The following is an 18,923-nucleotide window of genomic DNA, read 5'->3' on the forward strand; positions in this document are numbered from 1 at the left end:
CGAGGAGTCGATATGTCCGGCACACGTGACGTCAGAGATTCCGACGGGCTCTTCGAGGCCGCGAACCTGTTGGTCGATTTCAATCGCGAGTACGACGACCCGGCACCCGAGCCCCAGTGGCTTGCAGCCCATTTGAACAGGCTGGTCACATCCGGTGACACCAGCGTGCTGACATTCGGGACTCCCGCGATCGGTGTTGCGGTTCTTCGATTCCGGACCGGAACGTGGAGCGCCGACATCGAGGCCTATCTCGCAGAGTTCTACATTCAGCCAGTCCATCGCGGGAAAGGCTACGGCACAACCTTTCTCGACGACGTCATCAACCATGCCCGAGGCAGGGGTGCTACCTACATGGACCTCAACACCTCGGAAGACGACGAGGCAGCGCGCCATGTCTACGAGAAGCGTGGCTTCGACTGCCACGAAGGACACGGCGAGGGACCGAAGGCTCTCTATTACGAACTCGAGCTCGAACCGGGCGAGGTAGCCTGACCGTATGGTTAGCCGAGATAACAGCTCGACATCATTCGGGGCCGTTGCCGACGTGTACGAATCGGCTCGCCCCGAGTACCCGTCGGACGCGGTTGCGTGGCTGCTGGAGCCTGCATTCGCGTCGGGTCGAACGCCACTGGTCGCCGACGTCGGTGCCGGCACGGGCAAGCTCACGCGCAGCATCGTTGCCGCTGGTTGCGACGCCATTGCCGTCGACCCTGATACCGCCATGCTCGACGCTCTGCGGGTCGCGGTACCGGGTGTCCCGACCCTGGTCGGTACTGCCGAGTCCCTCCCAATAGACGACGAGAGTCTCGATGGGGTGCTGCTCGGACAGGCCTGGCACTGGGTCGATCCGGTGGCCGCGTCACGCGAGATCGGACGGGTCCTCTGTCCGGGCGGTGTGCTGGGTTTGATCTGGAACATTCGCGACGAGTCACTGCCCTGGGTTCGACGCCTCAACTCCGTGGTCTCACGCGGCGGAGCGGTGGCCATGTTCGACGACGGTCCGCCGCCGATAGCGGTGCCATTCGATCATCTCGAAGAGCGCCGATGGGCGTGGTCTCGCACGGTGAACCGATCGCTGTTGACCGACCTGGTTCGATCACGCAGTTTCTACATCACCGCGACGGCCGACGAGCGAAGCAGCATAGATCAAAATCTCGCCGCCCTGTTCGACGAGCTGGGGCTGCATGGGTCTACAACGATCGAGTTGCCCTACGTGACGAGGGCGTTTCGCGCCATGCGCCCGATCGGGTGACTCCTACCGCAACCCCGCGAGTCGCCACTGCCGAGCAAAACGAATATGATTCCCAATAAGTGGTATCGGTTCGAAATCGAGGAGCTACAACATGGCGTTTCCGATCATTGTCGCGAAGGCAGTATCGACGGTCGTGACAGGCGCAGTCGGCGTCGCCGCCTACAACGGTGCCAAGAAGCTGTACGAGAAGGCTCCCGTTCGCAAGGCGGCGGTATCGGCAACCGAACTCGGTCTCCGCGCTGCCCGGAAAGCCGAAATCCACGCCGAATCGGCACGGTTGGCAGTGTCGGACGTCGTCGCGGAGGCGCGCGACCGACTCGGCGAAGAGGTGCCACCACCCTCGGCCACCGAAGTCGGCCACGGCCACTCGCACTGATCACGGCAGTCGGTCGACTATGACGATGCTCGTCGAACCCGCACTCGATGCGGCTCCCGACCGCGCGGATGGCATCGAGATCCTCTCCGATGCCGCCGGCCGCATGCGGCTTCGCGTCGACTGGCTCCGCTCGAGCCCGGGCCGTGCCGTTGCGGTCGAGGACCACGTGGACAAAATTCGCGGGGTGCGGGCCGTCCACGTGTACCCGCGAACGGCATCGGTTGTCGTCTGGTACTCCCGCACACGAACCGACAGGGCCGAACTCTTCGACGCGGTGAATGCGGGGCGCTCGACGAATTGGGCCCTGGTACCGGTCCGTAGTCCGCGCTCGGCTGACGTCACCAGCGGCGACGTGCTGCGGATGACCATCGGCGGCGCGGCACTGGTTCTTCTCGGCTTTCGCCGCTACGCGTTCCGTCGGCCGCCCATCCTCGGTCCCACCAGTCGTCTCGTTGCCACCGGCGCAACGATCTTCACCGGCTACCCGTTTCTCAAAGGAGCGGTGCGTTCACTGGCGGGCAACAGGACGGCAGGAACCGACGCTCTCGTCAGCGCCGCAACCGTGGCCAGCCTCGTGCTGCGCGAGAACGTCGTCGCTCTCACGGTGCTGTGGCTCCTGAACATCGGCGAGTACCTGCAGGAATTGACCCTCAAGCGAACTCGACGCGCGATCTCCGATCTGTTGACCGGCACACAGGACACGGCCTGGATCAGACTGCCCGACGGCTCCGAGATCTCCGTCGACGTCGATCGACTCGAAATCGGCGACGAGGTCGTCGTGCACGATCACGTGGGCGTTCCCGTCGACGGCACCGTGGTCGACGGAGACGCGGTGGTGGATCAGTCCGCAATCACCGGCGAGACCTTGCCGGTATCGATCGTCGCCGGTGACCGCATCCATGCTGGATCCGTTGTTGTCAGGGGCCGCATCGTCATCCGTGCGTCCGCAGTGGGCCGTGACACCACGATCGGACGAATCATTTCCCGCGTCGAGGAGGCACAGGAAGACCGCGCCCCGATTCAGACTGTGGGAGAGAACTTCTCGCGGCGCTTCGTGCCAGCATCGTTCATCCTGTCGGCCCTCACCCTCGTGGTCACCCGAGATGTTCGACGGGCGATGACGATGCTGCTCGTCGCATGCCCGTGCGCGGTGGGCCTGTCCACTCCAACGGCCATCAGTGCCGCCATCGGAAACGGTGCTCGCCGAGGGATTCTCATCAAGGGTGGATCGCACCTCGAACAGGCCGGCAGGGTCGACGCCTTCGTGTTCGACAAGACGGGCACCCTCACCGTGGGCCGCCCCGTCGTCACCAATGTGGTTTCTTTCCAGGACGACTGGGAGCCGGAGCAGGTACTCGCGTACGCGGCCAGTTCCGAGATCCACTCGCGGCATCCACTGGCCGAGGCCGTCATTCGTAGTACCGAAGAACGCCATATCGTCATTCCTCCGCACGAGGAATGCGAGGTGCTCGTGGGGCTCGGCATGCGCACCGTCGCAGACGGGCGGACCCTGCTGCTGGGTAGTCCCTCGCTACTGCGAGGTGAGGACGTCGCTGTTTCCGACCATGCGGCCGACTGGGTTTCGCGCTTGCAGCGTGAGGCCGAGACTCCGCTACTGCTGGCAGTGGACGGCGTACTGGTGGGGTTGATCAGCCTGCGCGACGAGGTTCGGTCGAATGCACTGGAGGTATTGGATGCGCTCCGCGCCGACGGAGTCGAACGTATCGTCATGCTCACCGGCGACCACCCCGAGACCGCAGCGGCAGTCGCTGCAGAACTCGGCATCGCCGAGTGGCGCGCCGAGGTGATGCCGGACGACAAGCTCGAAGCGGTCCGCGCACTGCAAGAACAGGGATACGTCGTCGCCATGGTCGGTGACGGCACAAACGACGCTCCCGCCCTCGCAGTGGCCGACATCGGGATCGCAATGGGGTTGGCCGGCACCGATGTTGCCGTCGAAACAGCCGATGTGGCCTTGGCCAGCGACGACCTCACACGGTTGCTCGACGTTCGCGACCTCGGCCGACACTCGGTGTCCGTCATTCGGCAGAACTACGGAATGTCGATCGCAGTGAATGCACTGGGCCTCGTGGTCAGCGCCGGCGGTGCACTGTCTCCGGTGCTCGCCGCGATCTTGCACAACGCATCCTCGGTCGCGGTGGTGGGCAACAGTTCGCGATTGATCCGGTATCGACTCTGATCAGTAGCGCCCGAACGCCAGGGCAACGTTGTGCCCGCCGAATCCGATCGACGTGCTGAGCGCGTAGTCGATCTTCTGGCGGCGCCTCGAACGAACGACATCGAGATCGATTGCAGGGTCCTGATTGTCGAGGTTCAGCGTGGGCGGCACCACCGAATCACGGATCGACAGCATCGTGAGAATTGCCTCCAGTGCGCCGACCGCACCGATGGAATGACCGAGCGCGGACTTGGGCGCGCATACGGAGGCATGGCCCACGACAGCGGCGATAGCCTTGGCCTCCGACAGATCGCCTATCGGAGTCGCCGTCGCATGCGCGTTGACGTGGTCGACATCCTGCGTGCTCAAACCCGCTGCGTCGATGGCCTTTTCCATTGCCTTGCGAATTCCCCGACCCTCCGGATCCGGTGCCACGATATGGAACCCGTCCGAGGTAATTCCGGCACCGAGGAGGCGGCCGTGAATACGCGCGCCGCGAGCTAGTGCATGCTGCTCCGACTCGACGATCAACAGCGCTCCGGCCTCCCCGAACACGAATCCGTCGCGATCACGATCGAACGGCCTCGACGCGCGAGTCGGTTCGTCGTTGCGCGTGCTCATGGCACGCATCATCGAAAAGCTCGCTATCGGTACGGCATCGATATGCCCCTCGACGCCGCCCGCGACGACGACATCTGCTTCGCCGGTTGCAATCAACCGCCACGCATGAGCCAGGGCTTCCGAACCCGAAGAGCACGCCGATACCGGTGTGAACACCCCCGCACGGGCTCCGACCTCGAGTCCGATGTGAGCTGCCGGCCCATTCGGCATGACCATCGGCACCGACATCGGCGACACCTTTCGATATCCACCTGCTCGCATCGCATCGACGGCCCCGATCAACGCGTCACCGCCGCCCAACCCGGTGCCCACTGCCACTGCGAGTCGATCCGAGTCCATGCCGTGCAGACCGGACAAACCCCACAGACGGCGCCCGAGCACAACCGCCAGCTGTTCGACGAAAGACAGTCTGCGCTGCTCCACACGGGTCAGATGATCGGCCAGTGCCATCTGCAACACCCCGCCGATGCGAACCGGAAGGTTGTATTCCGACACGAACGCACTCTCGAGGGGTCCGATCCCGCTGCGGCCGTCGAGCAGTCGCTCCCAGGTGGTGTCGGCGTCGTCCGCCAGTGCCGTCGTTGCAACGTACCCGGTGACGACGGCGCTGCGGGAAGTTTGTGTAGCGATCGGTTCACTCATAGCGTTCATGAGTACATGTAGCGACCGGTACAGTCAAGTGATGGCCCGTCCTCTCGATCACGACAAACGAGTCGAACTGCTCGGCCGTGTGGTCGAGTACATCGGCACCCATGGACTCGACGACTTGACGCTTCGCCCGCTCGCAGCCGAACTCGGTACCAGTTCCCGAATGCTCATCTACTACTTCGATTCTCGTGAGAACCTGATCGTGCAGGCGCTGACAAGTCAACGGCCCGCATTCGACGAGATGTTCGGCGACGTCCGCGATTCGAAGCAGCTCGAGCAACGATTGCACCAACTCTGGACGTCGATGACCGACGGTACCGATGCGGTCAGCTCACGAATCCTGATGCAGGTCATCGGAATTGCGTCCATCAAATCCGGTGTTCTCGCGGACTTCGCACGCGCCAGCGTGCGTGCACTCACCGACGCCTTGGCTGCCGCGATGGCCCATTGTGGGATGGACTCCACAACGGCGATCATCCAGGCAACAACCGTCGGTGCGGGATTCCGAGGGCTACTTCTCGATCGCTTCACCACGGGGGATTCCGAACGCACCGATGCGGCCGCCGCCATGCTCTTTCGCGGGCACGCCAGACTGGTGTGAGCCCATGGCCGATTTCGGCTTGCGTTGGAGTGCACTCGAAGACGTAGCGTCTGGCCCATGACCGCAGCACCGCATTCACCGGCCACCACCGACACCGAGCCCGTGAGTATCGGGATTGCCGAGATGGCCGAGTCCTCGGGGCTGACGCAGGACACGTTGCGTTGGTACGAGCGGGAGGGCCTGATACCCGAGATCCCACGCACGCCGATGGGTAGGCGCGCATTCAGCCCGAGACTGGTCGCACTCGTGCAACTTCTGGTTCGTCTTCGGTCGACCGGGATGCCCACGGCCGATATGCGTCGATTCGTGGTTCTGGTGAATCTGGGTGCGTCCACACATCAGGAACGGATCGACATTCTGAGCGCGCACCGGCTACGCGTCGACGAGAAGCAACGTCGTCTCGCCGAAGCACGGTCTGCGCTGGAAACGAAAATCTCGCACTACGAGGACCTGATCGCAGGGGGTCTCGACTGCGATGGTCTCGCGGTCGTCCACCCATCAACTAACGAGCACAGGAGCATTCATGTCGATTTCCACTCGTAACGTCTCGGCACTCGGACGCAATGTCGGTGCCATCGGCCTCGGCTGCATGGGTATCAGCTGGGCCTACACCGGTGCCGATACCTCCTCGGACACTGCCGGTGCACCGATCCTGGCGCACGCACTCGCATCGGGGATCGACTTCTTCGACACCAGCGACGCCTACGCTGCCGGACACAACGAGAGGGTAGTCGGCCGCGCTCTGGCCGGGACGGATGCCGTCATCGCCACGAAAGCCGGGTTGGTCGGCAACGTCGACGGCGGTGCGCCTGTTCTGACTCGAAACGGTAAGCCGGAACACCTCACGCAGGCCTGCGACTCGAGCCTGCGGAACCTCGGTGTGGACACCATCGATCTGTACTACCTCCACCGCGTCGACGACCAGGTGCCGATCGAGGACTCCTGGGGAGCCCTCTCCGAATTGGTAGCGGCGGGCAAGGTGCGCGCCCTGGGCCTCAGCGAGGTCACCGTCGAGCAGGCACGGGTGGCCCACCGTATTCATTCGGTCTCTGCGGTGCAGTCCGAACTGTCCCTGTGGACTCGAAACGCCCTGGGGCAAGGCACTACACACGACGGTGAACCCGCGGGAAACATCGTCGAGTGGACGGGTGAGAACGACGCGGTGTTCGTGCCGTTCTCGCCTCTGGGTCGAGGATTCCTCACCGGCTCGCTCGACACCTCCACACTTCCCTCGACGGACATGCGGTTGGCACTTCCCCGATTCTCCGGAGCTGCGGCCGAACAGAACCGATCGATCGTCGAGGTAGTGTCCGCAATTGCATCGAGGCACGACTCCACCCCTGCCGCTGTGGCATTGGCGTGGGTACTCGCCCAGGGCACCCATGTGATTCCCATTCCCGGCACCACCAACATCGAGCATTTCGACGCCAACCTCGCGGCACTCGAACTTGAGCTCACCGCCGAGGATCTCACCGAGCTCGAAGGCACACCCGCTGCAGTCGGAACTCGATACTGATATGCCGCGAACGGCATTGTTGGAGATCGACTTTCAGCCCTGGATCATGGAGATCGGGCACGATACAGGCGCACTGGCGCGCGCCGAATCGGTCCGTGCAGCCCAGCGCGCCACGGGTGCGCTGGTGGTGTGCACTCGCTATCTGAGCCAGGATGCGACCGATCCGCTGCGCTCCGACATGGACGGTGACGGTGCCCGCTTCCACCCGTCGATGACGCCTCGGCCAGGAGACCTCATCGCAACGAAGTTCGACCGCGACATCTGGTCCAACCCCGATCTGAATGCCCAGCTGAGACTCGTCGGGGTGGAGCACGTGGTGATCACCGGGTACCTCACGGATTTCGGGGTCCGGATTGCCGCGGAACGTGCATGCTCACTGGGCTATAGCGTGACGGTGCCTTCGGGTGCGTGCGCGGGGTCGACCGAGGACGAACATCGGCGTGCGCTTCAAGCCATGGCGGCAGCCGGTACGACTGTCGAGTAGACCCCAGGCGAAGTCCGTTATTTCGCGTCGCGGAAGTACGGTTCGACCGTGCCCTTGAGCTTGACGAGCATGGGATTTCCGTAGCGATCCTTCGCGGTCGGTACCTCTACGCGCACCCATCCCTCGGTCACGTTGTATTCGCGAACACTGGTCTTCTCGACGCCATTGAAGCGAATGCCCACGTCTCGGCGAAGAACCTCTTCGTTGTAGAAGGTGCTGCGCGGATCGATAGAGAGATGGTTCGGCGGAACGTCTGTGTTCTGGTCCTCGGACATGACTACTTTCGTCGATTGCTGCGTTGGGTGCTCGGTTCGATTCTCAGCGAGAATACGCGACCCAGAGTTGGACCAGCGCCGTTGGTGTTGGTTCTCGACCTCAGAGACGCTGTCCGCGCAGGCGCACAGAGCGAGAGTGGTTCTCGGACAGTGGAAGCTCAGGTCAGCCGAAAAGTGCGGCGGGGGTGCTGCAACCGACACTTCCCATGACCGTGCAGTGGCCCGGCAGGAAGATTCGAATGATGTCGTCGACCTGCTCGATGGGGATACCCGACGATCCGAACGTCGGTGGCGTCGGGTCGCTGGGAGCAGCCGATGCGAAGGGGGCTGCGCTCAGCATCGCCAAAGCGACGAAGCTGGATACGACCAGGGTGCGCACGCGGTTCGATTTCATATTCGGCCTCTCGTCGGATCGGTGACGTCACCGTAAACCGAACGATAGGTTTGTTCAACCCCTGTTCGCACGCGAGCGAAGACTGATCGCTGCCGGTGTTTCACCGGACGGTGGGGATGAAGACCGTTGACGGCCGACGCCGGTCGAGCGCAGACTCGGGTTCATGGATCTCGAGCACCTCGTCGTCGCCGTCGGCGACCTCGTTATCGGACGAGGCACACTGGTGGCGGACTCCGATGGTTCGCTGTTCATCGAACCCGATACTCCCGGTCGGGCGCCGGAATCCTCCAGTGTGGCGCGGCTGCCGTTGATCGGCTCCGATCTCGATACCTCCTCGGCCGGCAACCTGGTAGCCGTTCGCGGAACCTTGCGGGCGGACGGAATTCATCTGCGCGACATAAGGATCGTCGAGGCGACTCCGTTTCCCGGCGCGCCCACACTGAGAATTCCTGGACCACTACGCACGAACTGGACTCGCGCAGACGTACTCGACACAGTCGAACATGACATGCCGGCAGGAAACGAACTGTTGGCCGGTAGCGGCGGGACAAGGAATCCTGACGGGTCGGACACCCCGGCCCGATCGATGTGTGGACCGCACTGACCAAAGATCTGCGGCCGACCGACCGATCCGACTAGCCCCGCGCCATGTCCACGAATCTCGACAGGTGCAGCTGGTGCGCCACAGTGATTGTCGCGGTCGGGCCGTTACGGTGCTTGCCGAGGATCAGGTCGGCCTCGCCGCCGCGGGGGTCGTCGCGCTCGATCGCGTCGGGGCGGTGCAGCAGAATCACCATGTCGGCGTCCTGCTCCAGTGAGCCGGACTCACGGAGGTCGGAGACCATCGGCTTCTTGTCGGTTCGCTGCTCGGGACCACGGTTGAGCTGGCAGACCGCGACCACCGGGCATTCGAGTTCCTTGGCGAGAAGCTTGAGCTGACGGGAGAAGTCCGAGACCTCCTGCTGACGGGATTCGACCTTCTTGCCGGACGACATCAGCTGAAGGTAGTCCACCACAATGAGTTTCAGGCCGTTGCGCTGCTTGAGGCGACGCGCCTTCGCGCGGATCTCCATCATCGTCAGGTTCGGAGAATCGTCGACGAACAGTGGCGCTTCGCTGATCTCGCTCATTCGCCGGGCCAGCTTGGTCCAGTCGTCGTCGGTCATCTTTCCGGAGCGCATGTCACCGAGCTTGATCTTCGCCTCGGCGGACAACAGTCGCATGACGATCTCGGTGCGGCTCATTTCCAGGGAGAAAATGACACTGGGCATGCCGTGCTTGATGGAGCACGAACGCATGAAATCCATTGAGAGCGTAGAGTTATGGGTCGGGATCATCGACTCGCTGGCGAGATACAGATGCTCCGCGTTGTCGACCTCCACACAGCGAACCGGAACGGAATCGACTCGGCGAACGTCGACGATGAACCGCGAACCCGACCGCACAGTGGATCCGGCAGCGCGACGCTCTTTGTGCAGAATCTGTTTCCGGTGCAGACCGAACACGACATCGTCTGTCGCAAACGTCAGAGTGAATGCCGTGGACGATGCCTCGCTCCGCCCGTGGACACTCTTGGTCGTCATCTGCACGCGGTAGCCCAAACTGACGATCAGCTCGCGCACCCCGAGAACGAGCCGCTCACTGGTGACCGCGAATTGAACCGAGCCGCCCCCGGTGACCGTGCCGTCTGTGTCGAGCAGACCCGCCAGAAGCGCGCGACGCTGGCTCTCGGACCCGCGGAGGTAGTCGGCGGGTACGTGCTTGTCACCCAGTACGCCGATCGTCCGTAGACGCGCCTGCACGGTTCCGATCGAGTTGCGGCATGCCTGGCAGCGGTGCAGACCTGTCGTCACCTTGCCGCAGTCGATGCAGGTCGGTGCCGCGACCGGAGCGGACATGAAACGCGCTTTACCGCCGCACGATTGGCCGCAGGTTCGGACATTGAGTGGAAACGGAACGAACTGCTTGCCGCAGACGACACAGTCCTTCGCCTCTACAACCTCGGCGGGAAGCTTGATCGAGTATCGAAGTTCGGCTTTCTCCGACGCCACCACGTGCAGGCCTTCGCCCTCTATCCGGGCAATGATCTCGGGGTCGGCGCTGGTGATCTGCGCGCAGGCCGACGTTCCATCTCCCAGCCACGCGCCCATGGTGTACGGCGGCACCAGAAGCTCACGCTCCGGCAGCTGAACGGCCTCGGTGTTGGTGACCGAGTGATTGATGCGTGCATCCTTCGTCGCACAACGGACGGTGTTCGCGATTTCCTCGGTGGTGCGCACGGCAGCGAACGTCTTCTGATTTCGAGTCCGGTTGTAGTTGACCGCCGCGGCCTGCGCCGACTTACGTGACGCCCGGGTCTCCGTCAACCACTGATGCTCTGCATCCGCCACGATGATTGTGCCGTCGGAGAATTCGACTTCGTAGCACGGCCGATCGAGCATGACGTCCGTGGCGGCCACAACCCTGGTCGGCATTCCATGGGCATCGATGAGGTGGTCACCCACAGCCACTTCGCCCATCGTGGTCCAGCCGTCGGGCGTGGGAAGTGGCGTGTCGAGAGCAAGCGCCTTACCCACACCAGGCCTCGCCGCCACGATGATCATCTGACCCGGGTGAAGGCCGTTGGTGATTTCGTCGAGTTCGGCGAATCCTGTTGGTACACCGAGGGATATACCGCCACGGCTGGCGATGGAGTCGATTTCGTCCATCGTGGGCTGCAGCAGCTCTTCGAGGGGTAGGAAGTCCTCGGAGGTGCGGCGTTCGGTGACCTCGTACACCTCGGCCTGCGCGCGGTCGACGACCTCGGCCACGTCCTGGCCGTCGGCTCCGGCGTAGCCGAACTGCACGATGCGGGTGCCGGCCTGTACGAGGCGGCGCAGAATCGACTTCTCGGCGACGATCTCGGCGTAGTACCCGGCGTTGGCCGCCGTGGGCGTCGTCTGGGTCAGCGTGATCAGGTACGGCGGACCGCCGATGCGCTTGAGCTCCCCGCGTCGATCCAGCTCGGCCGAGACGGTCACCGGGTCGGCGGGCTCGCCGCGGCTGTAGAGATCGAGAATCGCGTCGTAGACGTTCTGGTGGGCCGGCCGATAGAAATCACCCGGCCGAAGCACCTCGAGCACGTCGGCAATGGCGTCCTTGCTCAGCAACATCCCGCCCAGGACGGACTGCTCTGCGGCCATGTCCTGCGGGGGTTGGCGACCGAAATCCTCACCGGGGCCCTCGCTGGAGGAGGAGCCGGAGTAGTCGGACTGTCCTCGATCGTCCACAACTGCCACGCGAACCGGCCGTCCTCTCCCCAATAGTCGTCAGCACCGCCGAATACCACCCGGCCGTGCGCTCCAGCAAGTTCTACCCCCGGGCACCGACAGGTACTGATCGACACCGGATTCACGCCGTCTCGTCGCCTTTGCGCGGCATCGAGAGAGACGCTGCACGGACGTTAAGCGCTATCGGCAGTAGTCACAACACAGCCTGTGTATGAAGCTGTGGACGAAATGTGGATGAGCTTGAACAACAGTGTTGACCACCTGGGGATAACCTGGGTATAACTTTCACAGTTTCGGCGGTTCAGCCTGGTCGAAGGGTGTACATAAAGTTTTCTTCCTGTGCATTGATTCTGGATCGGCGTGTCGTCCGAATTGACAGCTCGGGCGTGTTGAGTAAATGCCAGGTGAACCACAGGGTGAACTAGGTCACATGGGCTGGGAATGATCACAGAAACAAACCATCAGCCCGTTTCAGCAGAAGAGGCCCGATTCCAGGCCCCGAATCGGGCCCCTCTTCGCCGCTGATCAGATGTCAGACACGGCTCTTCTGTGGGCAGTCGGACGGATCCAGCACCGTGACCTCCTTGGTGCCGATCTGGAGCACCCGGGCCGTCGGAATGTCGAAGAACAGTCCGGTGATGTGCAGGCGTCCCTCGGCGTTGGCGCGGCCGACCACGCGGTGACGAGTAAGCGTCTGCAACTGCACCGCCACGTTCACCATGGCGAGTTGATCCGCTTCGCCGAAACCGAGCTCTGCGGCCTGACGACCCACCACGTGCCCGCTGCGGTACGCGTCCAAGCTCGCCACCGCGTGACCCAGCCATTCCGCCACGGACTCGTCGGCGGCATTCTCCGGCCCACTCAGCACCGCTTTCATCGCACCGCAGCCCGAGTGTCCACACACCACCACCGACGAGGTGCCCAACTGATCCACACCGAACGCCAGCGCGGCCTCCACCGAGCAATCCTGACCCTTCGCGGGAACGAGGTTGCCCATGTTCCGGACCGTGAACAGATCGCCCGGCCCGCTACTGGTGATCGTGTTCGGCATGACGCGCGAATCCACACAGCAGAGAAAGAGCGTGTCCGGATCCTGGCTGTCGGTCAACCCCTCGAGGTGGGGACGGATGTTGGGTGCATGGGTGCGGTGGTATTCGGCCACTCCGCTCATCACAGCCCGTAGCGCCACAGGCGAATCCTCCTGCGCATCATCGCTCTTGAGCTGCCAGGCGCGCCACGGAGCCAACGAACTGCGTACCGTCGCAGACCCACGCTTGGGTGGACCCTGGGCGGCGGCAGCCATCGACGCCGTGCCCACTTCCTCGACTTTCGCTGTGCCACCGCCGAGTTCGTGCTGACGCACCCACTCGTTCAACGCGTCGTGGACGGCGTGGTCCAGGAAGTCGACACCCAAGCGCACGGTGACGTCTGTTCCCGCAGGGACGGTGGACAGTACGTGCGTCAGTCTCGGGAGCGCGAGAAAGCTCAACGAACCCTCGATGGTGACGCGCCAGGTACCGTCGACCGTCTCCTCCGCGCGGACGTTGGCCCACACCACACGACGCAGCACCAGAATGATCGACAGAGCCAATCCGATGAGCACGCCTTCGAGCAAATTCAGTGCCACCACACCGACCACCGTCACCGCATAGACCGCGATGTCACCGGTCTTGTTCGCAATCTTGATGTCCGCCAACTTGATCAGCTGCACACCGATCATCACCAACAGACCCGCGAGTGCAGCGAACGGGACCAGCTCGACGATCGAGATGAACAGCACCGAGAAGATCAAGATCCACACGCCGTGCAGAATCGCCGACGCACGAGACTTGGCACCGACCTTGACGTTCGTGGCACTGCGCACGATGACGCCGGTGATCGGCAGACCGCCGATGGCACCCGAGGCCATGTTGCCCGCACCCTGTGCCATCAATTCTCGGTCGAAGTTGGTGCGCTCACCACTGTGCATCTTGTCGACGGCAACCGCGGAGAGCAGGCTCTCGACGCTGGCGATCAGCGCAATGGTGATGACGCCGGTGACAAACGCGCTCCACTGCCCGTCGGGCATGATCGGGAAGCTCAGCGATTCGATCAGGTTGCCCGGCAATTCGATTCGCTCGACGTCCAGGGAGAAGAAGATCGAGACCGCAGTGGCAGTGACCACTGCGACCAGTGCGGCGGGAACCTTCGCGACCTTCGCCAACACGCTGGACAGCTCGGCCAAGCGCGGCCAGGCGAACATGAGCACGACAACGATTCCACCGACGATGATCGACGGCCATTGACCGTTCGCGACGGACGTGGGAATTGCGAGGATATTCTGCACGGCCGAGCTCTCGGACTCACCGCCGAGGAGGACGTGAATCTGCTGCAGCGCAATGGTTATGCCGATTCCGGCGAGCATGGCATGTACCACCACCGGCGAGATCGCCAGAGCGCTACGCGCAATTCGGCTCATTCCCAACAGGATCTGCACAGCACCGGCAAGAACCGTGATGGCGCACGTTATGCCCCAGCCGAATTGGTTGACCAACTCGGCAACCACCACCGTCAGACCCGCGGCGGGACCGCTGACCTGCAATGGTGATCCACCGAGGATGCCCGCGAGAATGCCGCCGACCACAGCGGCGATGAGACCGGCCATGATCGGGGCGCCGGAGGCGACGGCGATGCCGATCGAAAGTGGCACTGCCACAAGGAAAACGACCAGGGAGGCCGGGAGATCGTACTTCATAATCGACCCGATCCGAGACGGTGGCTCGGATCGGGTCTTCGGGCTGGGTTCTGAGTCGTGCTCTGCTGTCGTTGTCACGGCAGGTCCTCCGGGCGTCTAGGCGTCAGGTCGGTCGATCGTGTTCCGGCGTCGGATGTCGCCCCCACGTAAAGGCTACGCAAACCTTGGCTAAAGATGTCATCTAGAGAGATGCTTCACAAATTGGAACCCATTGCGACAGTTGATCTTTGTGAGAAGACACGAAAAAGCCCCGCGAACCGTGGTTCGCGGGGCTTTTTTGCAGCCGTACTGGGCCGAAAGCCGAAATCAGCTTCCGACGACCTCCAGCTTGAACTTGGCGGTCACGTCGGGGTGCAGGTTCACGACGATGTCGTGCTTGCCCGTGCTCTTGACGTGTGCCTTCGGCAGATCGATGCTGCGCTTGTCGACAACCGGGCCACCGGCAGCCTTGAGCGCGGAAGCGACGTCCGACGCGGTGACCGAGCCGAACAGCTTGCCCGAGTCGCCCGCGGTCTTGACGGACAGCGTGACGGCCTCGAGGCCTTCGATGGCCTGCTTGAGCTCGTTGGCGTGCTCGAGTCCGCGGACGGCACGAGCTTCCTGAGCGCGGCGGATGCCGTCGACCTGCTTCTGAGCTCCACGGGTGGCCTGAATGGCCAGTCCGCGGGGCAGCAGGAAGTTACGGCCGTAGCCGTCCTTGACCTCTACGGTGTCGCCAGGCGCACCGAGGTTGTCCACATCAGCGGTGAGGATCAGTTTCATACCAATCGCCCCTTTCTATCGAGCCGTCGCGGCGTAAGGCAGCAGTGCTACCTCACGCGAGTTCTTCACGGCAACGGCCACGTCACGCTGATGCTGGACGCAGTTGCCGGTGACACGGCGAGCACGGATCTTTCCGCGATCGCTGACGTACTTACGCAGCAACGTCGTGTCCTTGTAATCGATCGACGCGTTCTTCTCCTTGCAGAAGGAACACGCTTTCTTCTTGAGCACCTTGTCGCGCAATGGCGGTTTGGGCATGGGTCTTTCTCCGTTACATCTGGTTGTTCTCGATCGAAGGATCTAGAACGGTGGCTCTTCGTCTCCGCCACGTCCGCCGAAGGAGCCCGATGCCGCTGGAGCACTGCCCCAGGGATCGTCTCCGCCGGAACCGGAATTGGACGAGGAGTTCGAGCGGCCGCCGCTCGATCCGCCGGAGGAACCGGAGCCGGAGCCGGAGTTGAAGCCGCCTCCGCCGCCACCTCCACCGCGGTTGGCCTTGTTGACCTTTGCGGTGGCGTAGCGGAGTGAAGGTCCGATCTCGTCGACTTCGAGCTCGACGACTGTCCGCTTCTCACCCTCACGCGTTTCGTACGAACGCTGCCGCAACCGTCCGCTCACGATCACTCGCGAGCCTCGGGTCAAGCTCTCGGCAACGTTCTCCGCTGCCTCGCGCCAGATGTTGCAGCGCATGAAGAGCGCGTCGCCGTCTTTCCACTCGTTCGTCTGACGATCGAATGTGCGCGGCGTGGATGCAACCGTGAAGTTGGCAACCGCCGCACCGGCGGGGGTGAATCGAAGTTCTGGATCAGCCGTCAAGTTTCCGATGACGGTGATGACGGTCTCGCCTGCCATGGTTCCTCTTTCAGTAGTAAGCGTTGTAGATGCCAGCCTAGAGGCGGGCAACGACAATTACTTGCCCTGTCGCAGGACCTTCGTACGCAACACGGACTCGTTGAGTCCGAGCTGACGATCCAGCTCGCTGACGGTGGCAGGCTCGGCGTTGAGGTTCACAACGGCGTAGATGCCCTCGGCGTGCTTGAGGATTTCGTAGGCCAGACGACGCTTGCCCCACACATCGACCTTGTCGACGGTGCCGCCATCCTTGCGAACGACGTTGAGGAACGTATCGAGCGACGGAGCGACAGTGCGCTCGTCCAGATTGGGGTCGAGAATGACCATCAATTCGTAATGACGCATTAGACCTCATCACCTCCTGTGGACTAGTGAAAACGGCCACGGACTATCCGTGGCAGGAGGGTCGTTGCGTCAGCAACCCCTCGAAGATACACGACAGGGCGCTGACCTGCTAATTCCTGCTGGGCGTACGGGCCGACGTTCGCGCGTCATAGTCTTGCGTCATGCGATCCGGGGTCCGCGCCAATCCGATGACGGTCGTCGTGGTCGTCACGATGGCTGCACTCGGACTGATTCTCGGATATCTCAACAAGGCCCGCTGCGCGGTCGCGCCGTTCGACACGTCGGGTCGCAGCACGATGTTCGACGCGATCAAGGATTCCTCGGTCTGTTACTCGGACATTCAGTTTCTCTGGCTCGGTCGCGATATCGACAACCACATCTTCCCGTACATCCACGGGGCCATCACCAGCGACGGAATCCTCACCGGGGGAACGGTGGAGTACCCCGTTCTCAGCGGCCTGCTGATGTGGCTGGGTGCCATTCCCGCGCATACCGACGCGCAGTTTTTGCTGACGTCGGCCTTGATTCTCGCGCCCTTCGGTCTGGTCACCGCGTGGATGCTCGGCAGGATGGCCGGCTGGTCGGCACTGCTGTGGTCGATCGGCCCGCCGCTGGTGATGTACGCCTTCCACAACTGGGAACTGCCCGTCGTCGCCGCCGCCGTCGGCGCGATCTTCGTCATGACGTTGCCGATGCCACTGCGACGGCGAGCAGTTCTCGCGTCGGTGCTGTTGGCGATCGGCTTCTGCCTCAAGCTCTATCCCGGTGCATTCGTGCTGCCACTGATCGCGTACGTGGTCACCGGCGGAGTTCATGGGCGCGAGTCCGCCGACACAGTCGAAGGCCGCTGGGACATCCGCGGCGGCTTGATGGTTGCCGGCGCTGCGATCGGCACCGTGATCGCAGTGAATCTGCCGTTCGCAGTGTTGGGCTACGAGGGGTGGCGCGCGTCGTTCACCTTCCAATCGCTGCGGCAGGCGGACCTGACGACCAACTCCATCTGGTACTGGGGATTGCGCCACTTCTACATCAGCGACCAGATGACTCCCGATGCCTACGCCGAGGCCGAGGCGTCTTTCCAGGACGTGGTGGACGTCGCGTCGCCGCTACTGGTGTTCGTCGCCTTCGCTCTCGCGCTCTGGCTGGGCTGGCGTCGGGCAAAGGTGGAGGGTACCTATCCGTGGGTCGCGGTCAGCGGATCGATGCTGTGCGGATTCATGCTGCTGCACAAGGTGCACTCGCCGCAGTACACGCTGTGGCTGCTGCCGTTCCTGGTTCTGCTTCGGGTTCCGTGGGGACTCGTCGGCGCGTATCTGCTCGTCGATCTATCGATGGGAATCGGCGTCTTCAAGTATTTCGCTGCGCTCGCCTCGGGTGCCGACGCCGAGAACGAGGAGTTCTTCGTCCTCGTCGGGGTGTGGGGCCGAGCACTGCTGTTGGTGGTGTTCTTCGTGCTGTTCATCCGGGCTCGGATGCGCATACCTTTCCCCGGCGAAACCGACCAGCCGTCTGTAATATCCCCCCGACCAGCAACGATATCGCTGTCGACATCACCGGGGCAGTAGTACCTAGGGCGGGGCGGGGACATGACACAGGTGTCGAATTCTCAGGGGGACGCGAGCGAGCAGGGGTCCGACGTACGACGCGTCGGTCTGGTCGAGGACCACGAATCGGTGGCTCTCGGCCTTCAGGCGATGCTTGCGGACGAACCCGACCTCGAATTGGTGTCCATCGCCGCCACCGTGGGCGAACTGCTCGAACAGCGGCAGACACTCGATCTGGTGGTTCTCGACCTTCGGCTGGGTGACGGTTCGTCCCCTCGCTCGAACGTGGAGCAACTACACGCCGCCGGTGCCCGCGTACTGGTCTACACCGGTGCCGAGAACGCATTTCTGGTGCGCTCGGCTGCCCGCGCCGGCGTACTGGGTGTGGTGCGCAAGTCGGCACCCGCGGCTGCGATCGTCTCGGCGATCAGGCGCGCCGCGAGCGGCGGTCAGGTGGTCACGACGGATTGGGCCGCCGCGATCGACGGTGATCCGCAGCTACCCGATGTCGGTCTCAGTCCCCGCCAGCGCGAGGTACTCGCGTTGTATGCGTCGGGAGAGAAGGCGGCTCGAGTAGCCAGTCTCGCCGGACTGTCCGAGCAGACCGTCAACGACTACCTCGTCCGCATCCGGAACAAGTACGCCGAGGCCGGGCGTCCGGCACCGACAAAAACCGACCTGTACAAGCGAGCGGTCGAAGACGGTTGGTTGCCGATGCCCGAGTTACCACTACGGGATTGATGCCGGCTGTGGTTCATCCCACAATTTCGGGGCGGGTGAGCATCGCCGTTTCCACTGCCCTTCGGGGTGCGGAGGGAGGAGTGGTGACCGCTCGAATCCTGCCTCCCGGGCGCGGGAAGATCGCGTCCATACTGGTCAGCGACTCGCGAGAGGATCTGCAAATCGAGCTCGACGCCGATGGACGCGAGTCTGTCGTACTGCCGTGAGACGCTGCCGCGACGGTTGACGTTTCAATGCCCCTGAAAATCAGGGCAGAAAACCTGAGCATTACCTGTGAGAATCGTCCACATTGGTTTAGTCGGTCTCAACCACTTCGGCGTCCGGGAGATT

21 protein-coding genes are annotated in these 18,923 nt (G+C 63.1%); 12 read left to right on the forward strand and 9 right to left on the reverse strand.

Translation table 11 applies throughout. The features are described from left to right. Positions 1-12 precede the first annotated feature (12 nt). The 4 genes from ACQR3T_RS09725 to ACQR3T_RS09740 all read left to right on the forward strand — a co-directional run bounded on the left by ACQR3T_RS09725 (position 13) and on the right by ACQR3T_RS09740 (position 3,828). Positions 13-492, forward strand: coding sequence for a GNAT family N-acetyltransferase (locus tag ACQR3T_RS09725; RefSeq protein WP_428693254.1), 480 nt, complete (start codon positions 13-15; stop codon positions 490-492). Between the two features lie 4 nt (positions 493-496). Further along, positions 497-1,252 (forward strand): class I SAM-dependent methyltransferase, encoded by a 756-nt coding sequence (locus ACQR3T_RS09730; RefSeq protein ID WP_428693255.1) that lies wholly within the window; start codon positions 497-499, stop codon positions 1,250-1,252. 91 nt (positions 1,253-1,343) lie between these two features. After that, the gene (locus ACQR3T_RS09735; protein WP_428693256.1) at positions 1,344-1,628 is read left to right on the forward strand and encodes a DUF1490 family protein; all 285 of its coding nucleotides are present in this window, start codon (positions 1,344-1,346) and stop codon (positions 1,626-1,628) included. 25 nt (positions 1,629-1,653) lie between these two features. After that, positions 1,654-3,828 (forward strand): heavy metal translocating P-type ATPase, encoded by a 2,175-nt coding sequence (locus tag ACQR3T_RS09740; RefSeq protein WP_428693257.1) that lies wholly within the window; start codon positions 1,654-1,656, stop codon positions 3,826-3,828. On the opposite strand, the gene ACQR3T_RS09745 is transcribed toward ACQR3T_RS09740, so the two are convergent. Further along, positions 3,829-5,070 (reverse strand): KasA/KasB family beta-ketoacyl-ACP synthase, encoded by a 1,242-nt coding sequence (locus ACQR3T_RS09745; protein WP_428693258.1) that lies wholly within the window; start codon positions 5,068-5,070, stop codon positions 3,829-3,831. Positions 5,071-5,110: 40 nt separating this feature from the next. Between ACQR3T_RS09745 and ACQR3T_RS09750 the strand changes: the two genes are divergently transcribed. From ACQR3T_RS09750 to ACQR3T_RS09765, 4 genes are read left to right on the forward strand one after another with little or no spacing between them, the layout of a single operon-like run. Further along, on the forward strand, positions 5,111-5,677 hold the full coding sequence (locus ACQR3T_RS09750) for a TetR family transcriptional regulator (protein WP_428693259.1): 567 nt from the start codon (positions 5,111-5,113) through the stop codon (positions 5,675-5,677). A gap of 57 nt (positions 5,678-5,734) precedes the next feature. Next, positions 5,735-6,220, forward strand: coding sequence for a MerR family transcriptional regulator (locus ACQR3T_RS09755; protein ID WP_428693260.1), 486 nt, complete (start codon positions 5,735-5,737; stop codon positions 6,218-6,220). After that, entirely contained in the window at positions 6,201-7,193 is a 993-nt protein-coding gene (locus ACQR3T_RS09760) for an aldo/keto reductase (protein WP_428693261.1), read from the forward strand. Before ACQR3T_RS09755 ends, ACQR3T_RS09760 begins: the two co-directional genes overlap by 20 nt. Before the next feature lies 1 nt (position 7,194). Then, a complete protein-coding gene (locus ACQR3T_RS09765) occupies positions 7,195-7,677 on the forward strand; it encodes a cysteine hydrolase family protein (RefSeq protein WP_428693262.1) in 483 nt (160 codons plus the stop codon). A gap of 17 nt (positions 7,678-7,694) precedes the next feature. On the opposite strand, the gene ACQR3T_RS09770 is transcribed toward ACQR3T_RS09765, so the two are convergent. Together ACQR3T_RS09770 and ACQR3T_RS09775 are read right to left on the reverse strand one after the other, a co-directional pair. Beyond that, positions 7,695-7,952 (reverse strand): DUF3297 family protein, encoded by a 258-nt coding sequence (locus tag ACQR3T_RS09770; protein ID WP_428693263.1) that lies wholly within the window; start codon positions 7,950-7,952, stop codon positions 7,695-7,697. A 163-nt stretch (positions 7,953-8,115) separates the two neighbouring features. Continuing rightward, entirely contained in the window at positions 8,116-8,346 is a 231-nt protein-coding gene (locus ACQR3T_RS09775) for a hypothetical protein (protein ID WP_428693264.1), read from the reverse strand. A gap of 163 nt (positions 8,347-8,509) precedes the next feature. Here ACQR3T_RS09775 and ACQR3T_RS09780 point away from each other — a divergent pair, with 163 nt between their 5' ends. Next, on the forward strand, positions 8,510-8,950 hold the full coding sequence (locus ACQR3T_RS09780; RefSeq protein WP_428693265.1) for a hypothetical protein: 441 nt from the start codon (positions 8,510-8,512) through the stop codon (positions 8,948-8,950). A 31-nt stretch (positions 8,951-8,981) separates the two neighbouring features. Here the strand turns inward: ACQR3T_RS09780 and dnaB are convergent, their stop codons facing one another. From dnaB to rpsF, 6 genes are all read right to left on the reverse strand, one after another. Next, on the reverse strand, positions 8,982-11,528 hold the full coding sequence (gene dnaB, locus ACQR3T_RS09785) for a replicative DNA helicase (RefSeq protein WP_428693898.1): 2,547 nt from the start codon (positions 11,526-11,528) through the stop codon (positions 8,982-8,984). A gap of 619 nt (positions 11,529-12,147) precedes the next feature. Continuing rightward, entirely contained in the window at positions 12,148-14,427 is a 2,280-nt protein-coding gene (locus ACQR3T_RS09790; RefSeq protein ID WP_032378697.1) for a SulP family inorganic anion transporter, read from the reverse strand. 228 nt (positions 14,428-14,655) lie between these two features. Then, positions 14,656-15,111 carry a 50S ribosomal protein L9 gene (rplI, locus tag ACQR3T_RS09795; RefSeq protein ID WP_032378698.1) on the reverse strand — a complete coding sequence of 152 codons (456 nt, stop codon included), beginning with the start codon at positions 15,109-15,111 and terminating at the stop codon, positions 14,656-14,658. Between the two features lie 15 nt (positions 15,112-15,126). Then, on the reverse strand, positions 15,127-15,369 hold the full coding sequence (gene rpsR, locus ACQR3T_RS09800) for a 30S ribosomal protein S18 (RefSeq protein WP_008711381.1): 243 nt from the start codon (positions 15,367-15,369) through the stop codon (positions 15,127-15,129). 42 nt (positions 15,370-15,411) lie between these two features. After that, positions 15,412-15,963 (reverse strand): single-stranded DNA-binding protein, encoded by a 552-nt coding sequence (locus tag ACQR3T_RS09805; RefSeq protein ID WP_032378699.1) that lies wholly within the window; start codon positions 15,961-15,963, stop codon positions 15,412-15,414. 57 nt (positions 15,964-16,020) lie between these two features. Beyond that, complete coding sequence (gene rpsF / locus ACQR3T_RS09810; protein ID WP_008711385.1) at positions 16,021-16,308, reverse strand: 30S ribosomal protein S6; 288 nt, start codon at positions 16,306-16,308, stop codon at positions 16,021-16,023. Between the two features lie 161 nt (positions 16,309-16,469). Between rpsF and ACQR3T_RS09815 the strand changes: the two genes are divergently transcribed. From ACQR3T_RS09815 to ACQR3T_RS09825, 3 genes are all read left to right on the forward strand, one after another. Continuing rightward, complete coding sequence (locus ACQR3T_RS09815; RefSeq protein ID WP_428693266.1) at positions 16,470-17,873, forward strand: glycosyltransferase family 87 protein; 1,404 nt, start codon at positions 16,470-16,472, stop codon at positions 17,871-17,873. Positions 17,874-17,894: 21 nt separating this feature from the next. Next, complete coding sequence (locus tag ACQR3T_RS09820) at positions 17,895-18,593, forward strand: response regulator (protein WP_052065296.1); 699 nt, start codon at positions 17,895-17,897, stop codon at positions 18,591-18,593. 83 nt (positions 18,594-18,676) lie between these two features. Then, a complete protein-coding gene (locus ACQR3T_RS09825) occupies positions 18,677-18,799 on the forward strand; it encodes a hypothetical protein (RefSeq protein ID WP_268989285.1) in 123 nt (40 codons plus the stop codon). The last annotated feature ends 124 nt before the right edge of the window (positions 18,800-18,923 follow it).

This window comes from Rhodococcus sp. IEGM1428, from assembly GCF_050321865.1.
GTDB lineage: Bacteria > Actinomycetota > Actinomycetes > Mycobacteriales > Mycobacteriaceae > Rhodococcoides.